Source organism: Arcobacter sp. CECT 8983 (assembly GCF_004118855.1).
GTDB lineage: Bacteria > Campylobacterota > Campylobacteria > Campylobacterales > Arcobacteraceae > Halarcobacter.
This window is the reverse complement of the sequence record NZ_PDKF01000002.1, coordinates 329,274-347,345: the sequence shown is the minus strand read 5'-3', so window position 1 is coordinate 347,345 and position 18,072 is coordinate 329,274. Positions and strand designations below refer to the sequence as shown.

Annotated in this window: 21 protein-coding genes; 5 read left to right on the top strand and 16 right to left on the bottom strand. The window is 29.0% G+C overall.

Annotation, left to right across the window (positions count from 1 at the left end; genetic code table 11):
• Position 1: 1 nt before the first annotated feature.
• From tsaD to CRV01_RS01700, 11 genes are all read right to left on the bottom strand, one after another.
• Entirely contained in the window at positions 2-997 is a 996-nt protein-coding gene (gene tsaD / locus CRV01_RS01750; RefSeq protein ID WP_129006472.1) for a tRNA (adenosine(37)-N6)-threonylcarbamoyltransferase complex transferase subunit TsaD, read from the bottom strand.
• Positions 994-1,545, bottom strand: coding sequence for an alpha/beta hydrolase (locus CRV01_RS01745; protein ID WP_129006470.1), 552 nt, complete (start codon positions 1,543-1,545; stop codon positions 994-996). Before CRV01_RS01745 ends, tsaD begins: the two co-directional genes overlap by 4 nt.
• A gap of 18 nt (positions 1,546-1,563) precedes the next feature.
• Complete coding sequence (locus CRV01_RS01740) at positions 1,564-1,998, bottom strand: DUF1566 domain-containing protein (protein WP_129006468.1); 435 nt, start codon at positions 1,996-1,998, stop codon at positions 1,564-1,566.
• On the bottom strand, positions 1,998-2,276 hold the full coding sequence (locus CRV01_RS01735; protein WP_129006466.1) for a hypothetical protein: 279 nt from the start codon (positions 2,274-2,276) through the stop codon (positions 1,998-2,000). Before CRV01_RS01735 ends, CRV01_RS01740 begins: the two co-directional genes overlap by 1 nt.
• The gene (gene dxr, locus CRV01_RS01730) at positions 2,266-3,333 is read right to left on the bottom strand and encodes a 1-deoxy-D-xylulose-5-phosphate reductoisomerase (protein WP_129006464.1); all 1,068 of its coding nucleotides are present in this window, start codon (positions 3,331-3,333) and stop codon (positions 2,266-2,268) included. The genes CRV01_RS01735 and dxr overlap by 11 nt, the downstream gene beginning before the upstream one ends.
• Entirely contained in the window at positions 3,330-4,088 is a 759-nt protein-coding gene (locus CRV01_RS01725; protein WP_129006462.1) for a phosphatidate cytidylyltransferase, read from the bottom strand. Before CRV01_RS01725 ends, dxr begins: the two co-directional genes overlap by 4 nt.
• A 96-nt stretch (positions 4,089-4,184) precedes the next feature.
• Positions 4,185-5,225, bottom strand: coding sequence for a GNA1162 family protein (locus CRV01_RS01720; protein WP_164969994.1), 1,041 nt, complete (start codon positions 5,223-5,225; stop codon positions 4,185-4,187).
• Positions 5,222-5,593 carry a DUF4810 domain-containing protein gene (locus CRV01_RS01715; protein WP_129006458.1) on the bottom strand — a complete coding sequence of 124 codons (372 nt, stop codon included), beginning with the start codon at positions 5,591-5,593 and terminating at the stop codon, positions 5,222-5,224. Before CRV01_RS01715 ends, CRV01_RS01720 begins: the two co-directional genes overlap by 4 nt.
• Positions 5,590-5,925, bottom strand: coding sequence for a hypothetical protein (locus CRV01_RS01710; protein WP_129006456.1), 336 nt, complete (start codon positions 5,923-5,925; stop codon positions 5,590-5,592). The genes CRV01_RS01715 and CRV01_RS01710 overlap by 4 nt, the downstream gene beginning before the upstream one ends.
• Positions 5,912-6,862 carry a CsgG/HfaB family protein gene (locus CRV01_RS01705; RefSeq protein WP_129006454.1) on the bottom strand — a complete coding sequence of 317 codons (951 nt, stop codon included), beginning with the start codon at positions 6,860-6,862 and terminating at the stop codon, positions 5,912-5,914. Before CRV01_RS01705 ends, CRV01_RS01710 begins: the two co-directional genes overlap by 14 nt.
• A gap of 66 nt (positions 6,863-6,928) precedes the next feature.
• Positions 6,929-8,257, bottom strand: coding sequence for an NFACT RNA binding domain-containing protein (locus CRV01_RS01700; RefSeq protein WP_129006452.1), 1,329 nt, complete (start codon positions 8,255-8,257; stop codon positions 6,929-6,931).
• Positions 8,258-8,346: 89 nt separating this feature from the next.
• Here CRV01_RS01700 and CRV01_RS01695 point away from each other — a divergent pair, with 89 nt between their 5' ends.
• The gene (locus CRV01_RS01695) at positions 8,347-8,670 is read left to right on the top strand and encodes a cytochrome C (RefSeq protein WP_129006449.1); all 324 of its coding nucleotides are present in this window, start codon (positions 8,347-8,349) and stop codon (positions 8,668-8,670) included.
• Positions 8,671-8,699: 29 nt separating this feature from the next.
• On the opposite strand, the gene CRV01_RS01690 is transcribed toward CRV01_RS01695, so the two are convergent.
• Together CRV01_RS01690 and CRV01_RS01685 are read right to left on the bottom strand one after the other, a co-directional pair.
• On the bottom strand, positions 8,700-9,506 hold the full coding sequence (locus tag CRV01_RS01690) for a rhodanese-like domain-containing protein (protein ID WP_129006447.1): 807 nt from the start codon (positions 9,504-9,506) through the stop codon (positions 8,700-8,702).
• A 74-nt stretch (positions 9,507-9,580) separates the two neighbouring features.
• Positions 9,581-10,108 (bottom strand): hypothetical protein, encoded by a 528-nt coding sequence (locus CRV01_RS01685; RefSeq protein ID WP_129006445.1) that lies wholly within the window; start codon positions 10,106-10,108, stop codon positions 9,581-9,583.
• A 108-nt stretch (positions 10,109-10,216) separates the two neighbouring features.
• On the opposite strand from CRV01_RS01685, the gene thrS reads away from it, so the two are divergent.
• The 4 genes from thrS to rplT all read left to right on the top strand — a co-directional run bounded on the left by thrS (position 10,217) and on the right by rplT (position 13,378).
• The gene (gene thrS, locus CRV01_RS01680) at positions 10,217-12,025 is read left to right on the top strand and encodes a threonine--tRNA ligase (protein WP_129006443.1); all 1,809 of its coding nucleotides are present in this window, start codon (positions 10,217-10,219) and stop codon (positions 12,023-12,025) included.
• 29 nt (positions 12,026-12,054) lie between these two features.
• Complete coding sequence (infC, locus tag CRV01_RS01675; RefSeq protein WP_258238292.1) at positions 12,055-12,555, top strand: translation initiation factor IF-3; 501 nt, start codon at positions 12,055-12,057, stop codon at positions 12,553-12,555.
• 166 nt (positions 12,556-12,721) lie between these two features.
• Positions 12,722-12,919: a 50S ribosomal protein L35 gene (rpmI, locus tag CRV01_RS01670; protein ID WP_129006439.1), complete on the top strand. Its 198-nt coding sequence runs from the start codon at positions 12,722-12,724 to the stop codon at positions 12,917-12,919.
• Positions 12,920-13,018: 99 nt separating this feature from the next.
• Positions 13,019-13,378 carry a 50S ribosomal protein L20 gene (rplT, locus tag CRV01_RS01665; RefSeq protein WP_129006437.1) on the top strand — a complete coding sequence of 120 codons (360 nt, stop codon included), beginning with the start codon at positions 13,019-13,021 and terminating at the stop codon, positions 13,376-13,378.
• 77 nt (positions 13,379-13,455) lie between these two features.
• Here rplT and CRV01_RS01660 read toward each other — a convergent pair whose 3' ends face one another.
• The 3 genes from CRV01_RS01660 to CRV01_RS01650 form a co-directional block, all read right to left on the bottom strand.
• A complete protein-coding gene (locus tag CRV01_RS01660; RefSeq protein WP_129006435.1) occupies positions 13,456-14,649 on the bottom strand; it encodes a rhodanese-like domain-containing protein in 1,194 nt (397 codons plus the stop codon).
• A 17-nt stretch (positions 14,650-14,666) separates the two neighbouring features.
• Positions 14,667-16,130 carry an NAD(P)/FAD-dependent oxidoreductase gene (locus tag CRV01_RS01655; RefSeq protein WP_129006433.1) on the bottom strand — a complete coding sequence of 488 codons (1,464 nt, stop codon included), beginning with the start codon at positions 16,128-16,130 and terminating at the stop codon, positions 14,667-14,669.
• A 438-nt stretch (positions 16,131-16,568) separates the two neighbouring features.
• Positions 16,569-18,038: an NAD(P)/FAD-dependent oxidoreductase gene (locus tag CRV01_RS01650; RefSeq protein WP_129006431.1), complete on the bottom strand. Its 1,470-nt coding sequence runs from the start codon at positions 18,036-18,038 to the stop codon at positions 16,569-16,571.
• Positions 18,039-18,072: the final 34 nt, after the last annotated feature.

Here is an 18,072-nt window from a genome sequence, read left to right as displayed (position 1 = left end):
ATCAAAACTCCTTTAATCTTGTTTTTACATCTATTTTTTCAATTGTTGTAAAATCTTTGTTTTTGTATTGTTCAACTGCAACTCTTCCAATCATAGCTGCATTGTCAGAACAATATTTTAATTCACTAAGATAAAGATTAACTCTATTTGCTTGACATAAATCTTCAATTGCAGTTCTAAGTCTTATATTTGCACTTGCCCCACCAACTATTGCAAAGTTTTTGGGTAACTTTTGTTTAAATAGTTTTTTCACCTTTTGCATAATATGTGCAACTGCTGTTTTTTCAAAAGAAGCACATACATCACAAACATCTTCTTCACAAAGTCCTTCTTCTTCTAGTTTTTCTAATCTCATTCGAACTGCATTTTTTAGACCTGAATATGAAAACTCTATATTTGGACTTTGTCTTAAAGGAACGGGAAAATCAAATCTATTTTCATCTCCTTTAAGTGCTTTTTCTTGAACAATTGGTCCACCTGGATAACCTAAATTCATCATCTTTGCAACTTTATCAAAGCTTTCACCAAAACTATCATCAAGTGTACTTGCTATTATTTTCATATTATTTAAAGAGTTTGCCTCTATGATTTGAGTATGTCCCCCTGAAACTAAAAGAATAGTCATAGGTAAAATCTCTTCTTTTTCGATAAATAGTGAATAGATATGACCTTTTAAATGATTTACTGCTATTAATGGAAAGTTTAAACTTACACTTAACGCTTTTGCCATAGTTACACCTTCCATAAGTGTAACAGAAAGTCCTGGAGCATTTGTAACAGCTATTGCTTTTAATTTCGGAAAGTATTCTTTACACTCTTCAAGAATTTTTGGAAGAGCTTCCACATGAAGTCTTGCAGCTAACTCTGGAACTACACCACCATAAACAGAGTGTTGTAATTCTTGAGATATTTTTTTATGATAAATTAATTTTTTTGTTTCAATATCTGTTATTGCAATGGAACTATCATCACAACTTGACTCAATAGATAGAATCATCTGTTTTCCTCACACTCTTCTTCTCTATTTAACCAATCAAGAGCACAATCAAGTTTTCCATATCCAGAATCAGCATTTATATGTCCTGCTTCTTCTAAAAGTTTCATTCCAACACCAAGTTTACTTTGTAATCTAATTGCTTCTTCTACATTCATGTATGGATCATTTGTAGAGGCTGCTATAATTACTTCTTCTGATTTTAAATTACTAGGAATAGGATAAGGGAAAAATGTCTTTGCTTCTTCTAATTCTTTATTTCGTACAGGGGCTACTAACATTAACTTTTTTAGATTTATATCTAACTCTTCACATAAATGAAACCAAAGAATATTTGCTAAAGAATGACATACTATAATTGTAGGTTTAAAGTGTTCAATCTCTGCTTTTACATAAGCTTTCCACTCTTCAAGGTTTGGATTATCTCTATTTGGTAAAGCAGGGAATGATACTGGGGTATTTTGCTCTATCAAATCTCTTGTTAAATGTGCTTGCCAATGGGGAAAATCACTTCCGCCTAATCCATGTAAAACTAAAACTCTTTTTTCCATTTTTTCTTTTTTACCTTTCTACATACTTCTTACGCATCTTACATATTTCTTTTTGTGCCTACTATCAAAATAAGGAGTTCCACTTACAAAATACATATAATCAGCATAAAACCACAGTGTTCTCCAGTGTGCTTTACTTGCCCAAAAACCATCTGCAATTCTATATCTAAAGCTTTTGTGTATATTTGTTTTTTCATTTCTTTTATCAACTATTAATGCCAACTCTTTTATATCAGGAAGTCGCCAATTAGAAAAACCAGCATAAGAAAGATTTTCACAATACTCTTCCCCATCTTCGTGGCTAAATTTTAATTTTAAAACACTAATATCATCAATCCACATTAGTTTATTTGTATTATCTACAACAACTTTTAATGAGCCATTTCTTTTAAAATCACTTGCAAGTGCAAATGAAAAAGAAAAAATCAACATTAAGAAGAATAAGACTTTCATTACTTATCCTTTATTTTATATTTTCCTTGTTGTAAGTTCCTTCTTACACTTTCATCTATAAGCTCTACTGTTATATTATACTCTTCTTTGTAAATAATTCCAACTAACTCTTTACAAACTTTTTTATTTTCACTATTTGAGTTAGAATGTTCTTTCCACTGCTCAAATTTTTCTTCGTAGGTGTTTACAATATCTTTTTCAAATTTATTTCTAGTGTAAATTAAATAAATAACCAAAATTAAAAGTATTCCAAAAGGAAGTAATAGATCAAGACTCATAAAAAGCCCTTACTTCTTTATCAATTTCAAATATGTCATCAATAGAGTTTGGCTTAACGTCTGAAAACTTTTCTAATGCTTCTAAACTTATTTTAGAAACATCTAAAAAGCCAATTTGAGAATTTAAAAATTTTGATACTGCTACTTCATTTGCTGCATTTAAAACAACACCTAAATCAAGGTTTCCTAAGATAGTATCTTTCACTTGCCAAATTGGATATCTTTGCTTATCAATTGCTCTAAACTCTAAACTTCCTACTTTTAATAAATCCACTGGTTCTAATATTTGCTCATCACATTTTCCTAAAATTGCATAGGCAATAGGAAGTTGCATAGAAGCATTTGCAATATGTGCAGTGGAACTTCCATCTTCAAAATTTACTAAACCATGAATTAAAGATTTTGTTTCAATAATTGCATCAAGCTTTCTTATATCAAATAACCAAGCAGCTTCCATAAGCTCAAACATTTTATTAGTCATTGTTGCAGAATCAATTGTGATTTTATTTCCCATTGACCAATTTGGATGATTTAAAGCCTCTTTTATAGAAACATCTTTCAATTTTTCTAGAGGATAATCCCTAAATGAACCACCACTTGCAGTAATAGTCATTGAAGAAATTTTTTTATTTTGTAGTAAATACCAAAGAGCAAAATGCTCTGAATCTATAGGACTAAGCTTTGTTTGGTCAATAAACTTTCCAGCAACAACCAAAGACTCTTTATTTGCTAAAGCAATTTTTTTATTACACTCAATTGCTTTTAGAGTTGGTCTTAAACCTAAAAAACCTACAAGAGCATTTACTACTGTTTTAGCTTCTGAGTTTTCAATTGCTTTTAAAATAGAATCTTCCCCAAAGCTAACATTAGAATGATTAACTTTATGAAGGTCATCTTTTCTTGCTATTACAACTTTTTTGGGTTTAAACTCTTCTATTTGTTTATTCAATAACTCAATATTAGTTCCTGCAACTAAAACATCAATATCTAAGCCAAATTTTCTTGCTATATTTAGAGTATTTACTCCAATAGAGCCTGTAGAACCAAGTACAATCAAATTATTGCTCTTAGAATCATTAACATAAGAACTCCACCAAAAAGGTAGCCATCCGTTCTATCTAATATTCCTCCATGCCCTGGTAAAATATTACCACTATCTTTGATACCTGAAATTCTTTTTAAATAAGATTCAAAAAGATCTCCAAATACAGAAGAAAGAGCAACTACAACTGAAATAACAATTGCTCCAATTGTCGAAATATAATCTAATGAGAAAATAAGACCAAAAATTGTTGCAACTACAACTCCACCAATAACACCTTCAATTGTTTTATTTGGACTTGTCTCACAAAACTTAGTTTTTCCCATACTTCTACCGACAAAATATGCTCCAATATCAGCACCTGCTACAATTACAAGTAACCATAATAAAGACATAACACCATATTCATTGTAAAGTGCTAATAAAAATAAAAATGAAGCTGTTGGATATAAAAGTGGTAAGAAAAGTTTTCTATCAATCTCTTTTTTGTATGCAATTAATGAAGCATAAACTAAGGCTAATAAAAATACTAAATCTTCTGGATAAGGATAAAAGTAAGCTAAAAACCAAACTATTCCTGTATAAAAATATATTGAGTCACTTTGCATTTTATACATTTTCATTGATTCATTAATTGAAAACACTAATAAAATACCAAAAAGTAACCACATTATAAAAAATGAATCAATATACCCTATAACTAGTGTTGCCAATATTAAGACAACACCTGTTTTTATTCTCGTTGAACTAGATTTTATTATTTCTGTCATATTAAGCCTATTTCTTTAAATAGATTAAATTATACAAAAATTTGGCTTTTGAAAGTATTTATAAAATCTAAATTTATTATTGGAAGAGTTGAAAAATTATTTATCTTTCAACTCTTCTAGTTCTACAACTCTATCAATATTAAAATAGAATTTACCACTATCCTCACTAAATGGAATTGTTCCATCTATTTCAGTATAAACAAAAACTTTTTTGTTTTTTGAAAGAAGATAAGGTCTATTATTTTCATATTTAAAGAACCTATTTCTTAAGTACTTTTTCCCTTTAATTTCTTGTGTTACATAGTAGTTTGAATAACCATTGTGATTAAAAAAATTCATATTATCAACTGGAAAGTAATGATAACCTTTTGCATGTTGTCTAATAGTTAAAGGAATATCACCTTCTTTTTTATTTCCATGGATAAAATATGGGTTTACATATAATCTATTATCTTCAATAGAAGCAAAATCTGTAAACTGAAGTATGTGTTTGGCATCTATACCATATAAAGAGTGGTATTTACCGTAAGGAATATTTGCAGTACCTGCAACATTGGCTACATAAGCAAGTTTTGTATAGTCAGTTCCTGTATTTATTGCTGTTGCAATAGCAGATACAACTAAACCTATTAATCCATTTCCAGTATCTAATCCTTGGAAAGAATATGCATATGCATTATTTTGCCAAATTTCTTCTCCAGAATTAGCGTCAACTAAAGAGAAAGATAATCCTACATCAACATTACTAGTAATAACCTTATATCCAGTATCCCATGCATTAATATCTACATATAAAATTGCATCCGGATTAAAAATTTCTTTTAGTTTAGAAACTGGTATATTTCTAATTTGTTCTGCTTCAACTAAATTCTCACTTTTGAAAAAGCTATCAACTAAATGAACAGGAAATACATAATAACCTTTTTCGGCAAGAGGTTTTGTAATTGTATATCTAAAATTATTAGTAGCATCAACTGAAGTTGTAGTATTTTTTGCAGGTAAAACAAGAATTGAATTTGGTTTACTGTTATAAATTTTGGGATAATACTGTTCTTTTGTTATTTTAGAAGTTGATACAGCACAACCTGTAAAAAATAAGATCGAAATAATTGTTAATAATAATACTTTTATTTTCACTTCTCTTCTCCATATAGTTTTGCTATTACTCTATCCATAAATACTGTTGATTCAGAGTAAGTAGTTTTTTCTAGTATAAAATACTCTTTTGCTTTTGCTTTTTTTCCACTTTGATAAAGTAATTGTCCTAGTTCAGCATAAATACCTGGAGCTACTCTTTTATGTTGTTCTTTAGAATCTAAAATAATTTTTTGTAATTCAGCAACATGTTTCTCGAATACTTCTTTTTCATGTCCTTTTACTCCATATTCACTAGAGCTTTCTACATAGTTATTCCAAGTATAAATAGGAGGAATTTGCTTATTTGCACCACATCCTATAAAAAAAAGTGTTAGCAATATAATTAGAAAAATATTTTTAAAAGTCATGGTAAATCAATCTCCTTTGTGTTATTTGAACCAATATAAAACTCATCTTCAAGTAATAAATTGTTTTGGTCATCATATACTTTAATATTATTTGTTCCTGCAGAAACTTCATATAAAGTATCTTTTGAAGAATCTGTACATTTCTGATTATTTGTTGAATAACAATTTTTTAATTCAAATTGATTATTATCATTTACTACAACCGTGTATGTTTTGTTATATGACTTATTGAATAAAAGATAAGCTTTATCTCTATATTGAGTTGTAGTTTCTTTTAATCCACAACCTGTAAATAAAACTAGCAATATCAGTAAAATACTATTTTTCAACATATAAATCCTTTGCTTTATATTTAGCTATGTTTCCTGAAACAATTCTACAAACACTACCCTCATCAGTATATGTATTACCAAAAGTTGTTACTACTTTAATTGTTGCAACTTTTTCACCAGGTAGTTCTATATTCATGCCAGTTTGTGGATTTTTAATTGTTTCACCTTTTTTATAAACATTAAACTCATCATTTACTTTGATTCCCTGTTTTGCACCACCTGCAATAATTACATTACCTTTTTTAGATGATAAAACATATGAACGCCAAGGTTTATTTAAAAGATTTGAAAGTAATCCATCAACAACACTACTAATTGCAGCAGAAATAGCTTTGTCGTTTAATGTAGAATCGTAACCTACATGTTTACCAACACCAAATGCCGTTCCAGCTTCACTTTTAGATTCCCCAGAACCTTCTTGTGCAAAGATTATTTGTCCAGTTTTAACATCAACTAATCTTATACTAACTTTTGCATATGCAATTTGAACTTTCTTTCTTGAAAAAACACCAGTATCAGAAAGGTTTTTCCTACCAAACTCTGTGATAGAGCCTACAACCAAGTAATTAGCGCCTATATTCATTGAATCTAACTTTTGATAGTTCAATTCTTTATTGATGAGATCTAAATCATCTCTTTCAAGTAATATAAACTTGTTTGTTCGAGTAAGTTTTGCTGATAAAATATCAGTTGCTTGTTTTTCAGCCTTGTAAGTATTGTTTAAACCAAATAAAGCAGACTTTCCATATTGTGCTTCATTTGTAAATCTTGCAATTGCAACTTTTCTTTTTAATGATTTTTCAATAGGTTTTTTTATAACCTTAGGTTTAACAACAGTTGATTGATCTACTTTTTTTACTGAATAAGAAGATGTACTGCACCCAGAAAATAAAACTAAAAAGCCAACTAAAGCAATTGATGAATTCTTTAAATTCATTTTTTATTTCTCCTTCTTTTTTTAAAAGGATAATAATATCTAAAGATTGTCTCATAATTGTCTCAATTATATTTTTACATTTATTGTAGTATATGGATTATATAAAACATTTGCACCATGTTGTATTTTTACATTTCTTCTTTGTGTATAATCTATACTATAAGTTCCTTCATAATCAGTTGAGAATTGAGCACATATTTTTGCAGCTTTTTCAATCACATTTTCTGGAATAGTTTTCTTACTATTTTGAACTATTACATGGGAAGAAGGGGCATCTTTTATATGAAACCAAAAATCACTTGCCTTTGAGTTTTCCAATAAATATATATTTTCTCTTTCATTTGTTCCAAGCATTATTTTATATCCTTCATAAAAAAAGCTTTCATAGTTTTGACTTTTTTTTGTACGGGCTTGATTTTTTTGTTTTTTAGGAAGTAAAAACTCTATTTCATCAATTGTTTTACAAGAATTTATATTATTTATAAGTCTTTTTAAAAACTCCACTTTTTCCTCTAAATTAGATTTCTCAATTTTTATATTATTTGCTTTTTGTTTTGCTCTTTTTGCTTTTTTAAACAAATCATTTGAATAAGTTGAGGCTAAGTATCTTGTATCAAGTTTTATTTCTACTTCTTTTCCTTCATAATTATAAGTTTTTAAAACTTCTTGATAAGGTTTTATTGTGTGTAAATTTGCAAGTATTAAATTTGCTTTCTCATATAAAGAGGTAGACTCTTCTTCTAAATCCTCTTTTTTAGGCAAGTTATCCAAAGTCTTTTGCAGTTTTTTTAGCTTTTTATTTACTTGACTTACTTTTTGTCGTCTATGGTTTTCTAAATTTTGAGTCTCAATATTTTCATATACTTTATATAAATGCTCTTCTACATCATCAAGACTTTCTATTTTGGGGATAAAATCTTGTTTTGGAACTTCATCAAGTTTTATTCCAACTTTAACTACTCTACTTGAAGCAAATTCATCTATGTGTCTTAAAGCTTCTAAAATTATTCTATCTTCATCTAAAATAATTGCATTTGTATGTTTTCCAGTAAATTCTAATTGTAAAATAGTAGTTAATTTTTTATATGAAGAAGAAGAATTTACTTTTATATTTATAATCTTATCCTCATTATAAATATCTATATTTTCTATTTTTGAATTAACAAATCTTTTTTGTAGAACAACATCAAAGGGTGCATTAAAATCTTTTTTAGAGGCTTTTTCTCCTCTTTTTTTATAAATATAACTTTTCCCTTTACTCATATCAAAATATACTTGATTTTTATTATTAAATTCAATTATAATTAAATTGTTATCAATTCTACTTATATGTTTTACAACTTGGGCTTTTTCTTGTAAGTATTTTACAATCTCTTTTAGAATATAGTATTTCAATATTTATCACTTTTTCTTATACTTATGTAAGTATTATTTTTATTTTACTTGGTTATAATCATACCTAAATATTAATTAGGAGATGAATAATGACAAAGTTACTTAAACTTTCAATGGCAGCAGTTCTATTATTAGGTGTTGCTTCTACAACTGCTTCAGCAGATGCAAGGAAGGGTCAAAAAATTTTTATAAAGAAATTTAAATCTAAATGTGGATTTAATGGTGCTAAATTTGCAGCAAAACACTCTCAAGATGAATGGTCTTCAATCAATGAAGCTGGAAATTTTAAAAAAGAGATGATTACAATTTGTCCAGATGTTAAAGAAGCTGATATTAAAGATTCATGGGTTCCACATCTTTATGATTTTTCATATGAGTACGCTAATGATTCAGGGAATGTTCCTTCTTGTTAATTAAATTTACTATAAGAGGTTAACTCCTCTTATAGATTCTCATTTGCTTCAACTTTACAATTGTTTTTGTTACAAGTTACATTAGCATCAAAATAGAAAACATCTTTGCCTACTCTATTTTTTAAACTTAAAGCTGCTTCTGCTGATTGCATCCCTGTATTACAATAAAAAACAATTATTTTATCATCAGATATTTGTGATAGATCAATTTTTTCATTTTTTGAATCCCAAGGAGCATTTATTGCACCTTTTATATGACCTTCTTTAAAATCTTTTTCTTTTCTAATATCTACTAATTGAATATTTTTAGGTAAATTTTCTAAAACAACTTTCTCAAACCAGAATTGATCAATCATTCCTTTATCTTGCCCAAGATAAATAGTTGTTCCTTTAACTTGATATTTTTCACCTTTTGATTCTTCTACTTTTGGTTCGTCTGATTCTGTCTTTAAAGCCATAAGTGGCATTGATTTTTCTTTCCACTCAGGATAACCACCTTTATATACTAAAACGTTTGTATAACCTGCTTTTTGTAAAAGATGTGCTAATTCATCTGATTTCTCACATTTAAAGCCATTACAAAAAGATACTACTTTTGCATTTTTATCATTTGGTAAAAATGCAATACTCTTTTGAAATCTATTTACTGGTAAATTTAAACTTCCTAAAATAGTTCCTCTTTTATAAAGTTTTTCAGCCCTTGCATCTAAAAACAAAGCTTCTTTATTTTCAAAAAGTTTTTTTGCTTCTGGAAATTTGATTACTTTTAACTCTTGTGACTGTGCTACTGAAACTATTACAAATAGCGCTAATAACTTAAATACTAATGCTTTCATAATTCTCCTTATTTAAATTTGGAAGAATTATACATAAGATAAGATTAATTTTTCTTATAGATTACTTATAAGTTTTACTTATTAAAAGAGATTGAATTATATTTATAGATCACACTCTCTGCAAGTTCTAACATCATAATATTAATTCTTTTAAAATTTTCATCTTTTATATTTATTAACAATTTATCATATACATTTGCATAAGGATATATTGTAAAGTAAATATACTCTTTTGAGCGGCTCTCTTTATCTAACTCTTTAAACCAAACAGCAAGCATTGAAAAATATAACATTGATGGATTAAAAACCCTTTTTGATTCTTCTATTTTTTCAAACTCTTTTGTTAATGAATTATTTATAAAATCATATGCTTTTAAAACAGCAGAAATTCTATAATGCTTTTTATTTTTGATATAGTGTTCAGTAGGAAAAGTTACATTATTGATTTGAGTTAACATATCATTAGAAATTGAATTTATATAATCAATTATCTCTTTGTCGATATTGAAAAAACTTTCTTCTTTATCTTTATATGAAAGAATCAAGTCTTTACAAAATAATAGTAAGGCTTCTGTTTTTATTTTAGATAAGTTTAAAATCATACACTATTTTATCAATTTTTTGTTAAAACTCTCTGTTAAGATTAAATTTAAGAGCAATTAGGATAAAATATAAGAATTTTAAAAACTTTTAAGGAAAAAAGGAATTTATTGGAACCGATTGGTATATTAAAAGAAGGGCAGATATACGACCTTCAAACAGCGGAGGCTTTAAACTTAAGTGGAGATGAGATTAAAGCTGACAACTCTCCTGAATCTCTTGAAATATTAAGACATTCATGTGCTCACTTAATGGCACAAGCTATTAAAGAACTATACCCAGATGCGAAATTCTTCGTAGGACCTGTAGTAAAAGAAGGTTTTTACTACGACTTTAAAACCGAAGAAAAAATCTCAGAAGAAGATCTTCCAAAGATTGAAAAAAAGATGAAAGAGTTAGCAAATGCTAAACTTCCTATTGAGAGATATGAAGCATCAAGAGAAGAAATTCAAACTAAATTTGCTAATGACGAATTAAAGCAAGCAGTTCTTTCTAATATCACAGATGATACATTAACTCTTTATAAACAAGGTGAATTTGAAGATTTATGTAGAGGACCTCATGTACCTAATACAAGAATGATTAGAAGCTTCAAACTTACAAGAGTTGCAGGTGCATACTTAGGTGGTAATGAAGAAAATGAAATGATTACTAGAATCTATGGTATTGCTTTCTTTGATAAAAAAGAGCTAAATGATTACGTAAGAATGCTTGAAGAAGCTAAAAAAAGAGACCATAGAAAACTAGGAACTGAATTAGAACTTTTCACATTTAGTGATGATGTGGGTGCAGGTCTTCCAATGTGGCTACCAAATGGAGCACGTCTAAGATCAAAACTAGAACATATCTTATATAAAGCGCATAGAATAAGAGGATATGAACCAGTACGTGGTCCTGAACTACTTAAATCTAAGATGTGGGATATTTCAGGGCACAATGCTAACTATAGTCAAAATATGTACTATACTACTATTGATGAACAACAATATGCAATGAAACCAATGAACTGTGTTGGTCATATTCAAATATTTAAAAACTCTTTAGTATCATATAAAGACTTACCAAAAAAACTTTTTGAATATGGTGTTGTTCATAGACATGAGATGTCTGGTGCTATGCATGGACTATTCAGAGTTAGAGAATTTACTCAAGATGATTCACACATTTTTTGTACGCAAGATCAAATGAAAGATGTAATCTTTGAAGTTTTAGAATTTGTTGATTCTTTACTAAAATTATTTGATTTTAAATATGAAATTGAAGTTTCTACAAAACCAGAAAAAGCAATTGGTGATGATATGTTTTGGGAAAAGACAACAAAAGGTATCATGGATGCACTTGATGAAAAAGCTATTTCTTATGGTATTGATGAAGGTGGTGGAGCATTCTATGGTCCTAAAATTGACATTAAAATTCTAGATGCTATCGGAAGAAAATGGCAATGTGGTACTGTTCAAGTAGATATGAACTTACCAAGTAGATTTGAAGCTGAATTTATCAATGAAAAAGGTGAGAAAGAACAACCAGTAATGATTCATAGAGCAATCCTTGGTTCATTTGAAAGATTTATCGGAATCTTAACTGAACACTGTGCTGGTGAGTTCCCATTTGTAATTGCACCAACACAAGTTATTTTTGTTCCAATTGCAGATACTCATGTAGAGTATGCAAAATCATTACAAAAAGAGCTTTTAAATAATGAAATTGATTCAAAGATATTTGATATGAATGAGTCATTAAATAAAAGAATTAGAATGGCTGAAAAGCAAAGAGTTCCAATGATTATTGTTGTTGGAGATGAAGAGGTTGCAAATGAGACTGTAGCATTAAGAGATAGAAGAAAAAGAGAACAGTCAAATATGAGCAAAAATGAATTTATTAATATGTTAAACGAAATCAAATCAGGGAGTAAAATTTGAGTAGACAAAACAAAAAGCCAGAAGCAATTATGAATGAGGACATCAAATGTTCAGAAGTTAGATGTACAGGAGATGATGGAACAAACTATGGAATCATCTCTACAGCAGATGCAATGAATGCGGCTGATGAGCAAGGACTAGACTTAGTACTTATTGCACCAGATGCAAAACCACCTGTAGCAAAAATCATGAATTACGGTAAGTTTAAATACCAACAAGAAAAGAAGAAAAAAGAAGCAAAGAAAAAGCAAAAAGTAATTGTAGTTAAAGAAGTAAAATTCTCTGTAAAAATTGCAGAAAATGATATTAATTATAAAGTAAAACATGCTATTGAATTCTTAGAAAAAGGTTACCACGTAAAATGTAGAGTTTTCCTAAAAGGAAGAGAAATGGCTCATCCAGAAGCTGGTGCAGAAGTACTTGAAAGAGTATGGCCTATGCTTGAAGAGTATGGAGTAAGAGATGCTGCTCCTAAACAAGAGGGAAGATTTGTTAATATGATGGTTCTTCCTAAAGAAAATAAAAAATAATAAATATACACAATTTAAAACAATCTCCAAAAATTTTCTATGCAGAGGAACTACTCCCTCTGCACTCCTTTATATTATTTAATCTTAATTAAAGCTAAATTTAAGTAAAATCTCGAACTTTTTCATTAAATATGAAAATGCAAATTTATTAGAAAGGAACTGTACGATGCCAAAGATGAAATCAAACAGTGGTGCTTTAAAGAGATTTAAAGTAAAAAAGAATGGTTCTATTGTAAGAGGATCAGCTTTTAGAAGCCACATCTTAACTAAGATGAGTCAAAAAAGAAAAAGAGCTCTTAGAGGGCCTCAAACTGTAGCTGCAACTGATGCAACTAGAGTTAAAAGAATGTTATGCCAAGCATAATTAACTTTTAGAGTTAATTATTTAGTCCCTCCACATAAGTGGACAAGTTCGATAATAAAATCGACACCTATTAAAAAATAGAGTAAAGAAAGGAAAAATATGCCTAGAGTAAAAACTGGTGTAGTTAGAAGAAGAAGACATAAAAAAGTTTTAAAGCAAGCTAGAGGATTTTTCTCAGGAAGAAGAAAGCACTTTAGAAAAGCAAAAGAGCAATTAGAACGTTCTTTAGTATATGCTTATAGAGATAGAAGACAAAAGAAAAGAGATATTAGAAAGCTTTGGATCGTAAGAATCAACGCTGCTTGTAGATTAAATGATATTAACTACTCAAGATTCATGAATGGATTAAAATTAGCTAACATTGAGTTAGATAGAAAAATCCTAGCAGACTTTGCTATGAATGATGCAGAAGCTTTTTCAGCATTAGTTGCAAAAGCAAAAGAAGCATTAGCAGCATAATTAATAAATTTGCTATAAATAAAAAAGGTAGAAGATTAACTCTTCTACCTTTTTTTATGCTTGAATAAAATTTAAGATTAAATACCTAAAGCCTCATTTACTTCAATTTTACACTTAGTACCTTTACAATCAACATTTGCATCAAAATAGAAAATTTCACTTACATCAAATTTTGCTTCTTTTAGTTTTGTCCATGCTTCAATTGATCTACCTCCTGCTGTACAATTAAATACAATAGTTTTACCCTTTGGTAGTTTTGCATATAGCTGTTTTGCTGATAATTTTTCCGCTGGGATATTTATAGCACCTTTTATATGTCCATTTTTAAACTCACTTGGATCTGTTACATCAACTATTTGAATAAAGTCAGGTACTTTATTTTCTTTAATAAAGCCATTTAGCCATTCCCCATCAATACTTCCTTCATCTAAACCAAGTTTAGCACCATTTTCACTTATCATTGGTTTAGCAGATGCTTTTTTAGAAGTCGCTTCTCCTGCACTTTTTGTAGTACTTAAGCCAGCCTTTTTCCACTTAGGAAGTCCACCTGCAAATACATTTACATCTCTATATCCCATTGAGATAAGTTTATTTGCTACCTTATGTGATTTTGCACATTTATATCCACCACAAAATACAATAATTTTTTCATTTTGATGAATAGGAAATCTTCCTTTTAACTCTTCTACTTTTGTATCAGGAATAGATATTGCACCTGCAATTGTTTCTGCTAAAAACATTTTATAAGGTCTTGCATCAATAAGTACTGCACTATTATTTGCTTGTGCAGCTTTTGTTACTACTAAATGAACTTCTTTATAGTTTCTCTTAGACCACTCAGGTTCTCCTGCTTGATATAGTTTTACATTTGTAAAACCATCTTTTTTAAGCATATTAGCTACTTTGGGAGATTTACCACAATTCCAACCACCACAAAAAACAATGATTTCTTTATTTTTAGCTGTATCTTTCAATTGATTTACAAACTCTTTATAATCAGTATCAGGAATATTAATTGCGCTTGGAATAGTTCCTACTTTATACTTTTTATTTGGTCTTGCATCTACTAAAATAGCTTTTGCACTATTATGAGTTCCCTTACCAATCTTTGCCTTTGTGTAGTTATAATCAACAATCTCTAACTTGAACTTATTAATAATACTTTGAACTTTTGCACTTGCCTTTGTTAAATTAGTTGAATCATTTGCTAAAACACTACTTACTAGTAAACTTAGAATAACTAAACTTTTTAATAAACTTTTTGCTTTCATACTCTTCTCCTTTTTTATTAAACTCTTCCTGATAACATTCCATATTGTGTCATAGGCTTTAAAATATATGCTTTTAAAAGCCACCAGATATATCTCTCTTTTGTTGGGTCCAAAGGAAAAGATGGAGTTGGTTTCATACTCCAATCAAACTCAGCTAGCATAACAGTTCCAATTCCTGTAATAATAGGACACACTGTGTAACCATCATATTTTGCAGTTAAAGCTTTACCTTCCATACTAGAAATGATATTTTCTACTACAACTTTATATTGTTTTCTAACACTTCCCCCTGTTTTACCTAAAGGAACTGCTGCAATATCTCCTAAAGAAAAAATATTGTCATATTTTACGTGTTGTAATGTCTCTTTATTAACTGGAACCCATCCTTTTGCTGAACCAATAGCAGAGTTTCCTATTTCATCAGGAGCTTTCATTGGAGGTGCTACATGTAAGAAGTCATAATCTACATCAACCATTTTAGTTTTCCTAATTAAATCATATTCTCCTAAATCAGGATCATATTCACCTTTTTCATCCCAATAATGTTCAAAAGTAGCTACTTTATTTTTAATATCTACAGCTTTTAGATTATGAGCAAATTTCCATTTCATATTTCTAGCTTCATACTGCTTTTTAATTGCATCAGCATACTCTTTTACAGAGAATAGTTTTGTAGAGTTTGGATAGAATGTCATATCTACATTTGCTCTCACATCTTTTCCTGCTTCATTTAATCTTGCATCCATTAAATACATCATTTTTTTAGGAGCTCCACCACATTTAATTGCCGTATCAGGATGAGAGAAAATAGCATTTAACTTTTTGCCTTTTTTAGCTTCTTCAATTGTTGCTTGCATATTTTTCCAAGTATAAATAGCTGCATCTGTATTATAAACTGTGCTTACGCCTGTTCCATCAAACAACTCTTTGATTTTACTTTTTTCATCCATTGTATATGTATCACCTAGCTCTTCTAAACCTTTGATTTTCCCAAAATCTAAAGTTAGACCAGCTGCAATTACTAAATAATCGTATAAGATTTTTTCACCACTTGAAATAGTTAAACTATTATTATCAGGATCAAACTCTATAGCCTTGTCTTTGATTAGTTTTGCTCCTTGTGGTAAGAAGTCTTTTAGTTCATACATTACATCTTTTTTTTCATATACCCCAGCACCAATAAAAGTGTTTCCAGGTTGATATGAAACTGATACATCACTTGGTTCAATAACAGTAACATCTGGATTACTTAAAGAGTTAATTAATCTTGCAGCAGTAGAGATACCTGATAAACCACCACCAACTATTACAATCTTTGCTTTTACATCACTAGCTTTTGCCTCAGATGCTTCAGAGTCAATAGGATTTAGCATTGCAGTACTTACTGCACTAAGTCCCATTAATTTTAAAGCATCCCTCCTTGATATACCTTTTTTAATAAGTTCTTTTTCAAACTCATTAAGTAAATCTTTATTATCCATTACAATCTCCTTCAATGAATATGTAATTATTATAATATGTTTAGTATTAATTATATTGATATTCTTTGCTAGATATTTGATTTTATAATATTTTATTATTTTTTTTATTTATATTATCTATATTCTATTATATATTATCGATATAAAGGAACTTAGTAAAATTATATTTTGTTATAAAAAGTATAATTATTAGTTATATAGGTATTATTTATTTAATATTTTTAGAAACATTCTTATTGTTATTCTTATTATAAGTAATATTATATATACTAATATTGTGAAAATTAAAGGATGCAAAAAACTAAATCCATAGGCTCCTGCATTTTATAAGTTTTGAATATGTGTTAAAGGAAAAGAAAGAAACTCTTTATAGTGAATAATAAATGATAAAACAACAAATATTAAACAAAAATATAAAAGTTCTTTCCTCATAATTAATTATGCTCTACCAGATAACATTCCATATTGAGTCATTGGTTTAAGCATATATACTTTTAATAACCACCAAACATATCTCTCTACAGTTGGATCAAGGGGGAATGTAGGTGTTGGCTTTTTACTCCAGTCAAATTCAGCAAGCATTACTTTTCCAATATCAGTTATTAAAGGACAAACTGTATAACCATCATATTTAGCTTTTAAAGCTTTACCTTCCATGCTTAAAATAATATTATCAACTAATACTTTATACTGCTTTCTAACACTTCCACCTGTTTTTCCCATTGGAACTGCGGCAATATCTCCTAATGAAAAAATATTGTCATATTTTACATGTTGTAGCGTTTCTTTATTAACTGGAACCCAACCTTTTCCTGAACCAATTGCAGAGTTACCTATTTCATCTGGAGCTTTCATTGGAGGAGTAATATGTAAAAAATCATATGGTACTTCTACATTTTTATGCTTTGTTACAATATCATACTCTTCTAAATCAGGATCATATGCACCTTTTTCATCCCAAAAGTTATCAAAAGTTGCAATTTTTTTCTCTAAATCAACGCCTATTAGATTATGATTATAGTGCCATTTAAAATCTCTTGCTTTAAATTGTTTTAAAATGGCGTCATGGTACTCTTTAACTCCAAACATACTTCCACCATTTGGATAAAAAGTTAAGTTTGCATTTTTTCTTGCTCCAGCTTCTTCGAGTCTTGAGTTAGTAAGATACATGATTTTTTTTGGAGCTCCACCACATTTAATTGATGTATTTGGATGAGTAAATACTGCTTCTACCTTTTTACCAGCTTTTGCATCTTGTATAAATTTTTGCATACTCTCCCAAGCTGCAACTGCACCATCAGTTGAATAAATAGAACAAACCCCTGAGTCTTTAAGCTTTGATATAAGCTTAGAAGAATCACCTAATGTTGTCAACTCTCCTATTTCTTCTAAACCTTTAATTCTTGCAAAATCTAAAGTAAGTCCAGCTGCAACAATTAAATAATCATAATCAAAAGTCTCACCATTTTGTGTTTTAACTTTATTATTATCAGGATCAAACTCAATTGCTTTATCTTTAATAACTTTTACACCACTTGGTACAAAATCTTTAGTATCATACATAATGTCATCTTTGGTATATACTCCAGATGCAATTAAAGTATTTCCAGGTTGATATGATACAGATTTTGGATTTGGCTCAATTACTGTTATATCTGGATTTGATAAACTATTTGATAATCTTGCAGCAGTAGATATACCGGCAAGTCCTCCACCAATAATTAAAATCTTTGCTTTTACATCACTTGCGTTTGCAACTGTAGCAGCTTCAAGTTCAGTACTCCCCATCAAAAAAGATGCAGAACCTAAACCTGCAACCTTTAAAGCATCTCTTCTTGAAAGTCCCTTTTTCTTCAGTTCTTTATCTACTAAAGCAAGAGCCTCTTTTAACTCATTATTATTAGACATTCTAATATCCTTATTATAAGTAAAATTTATATGA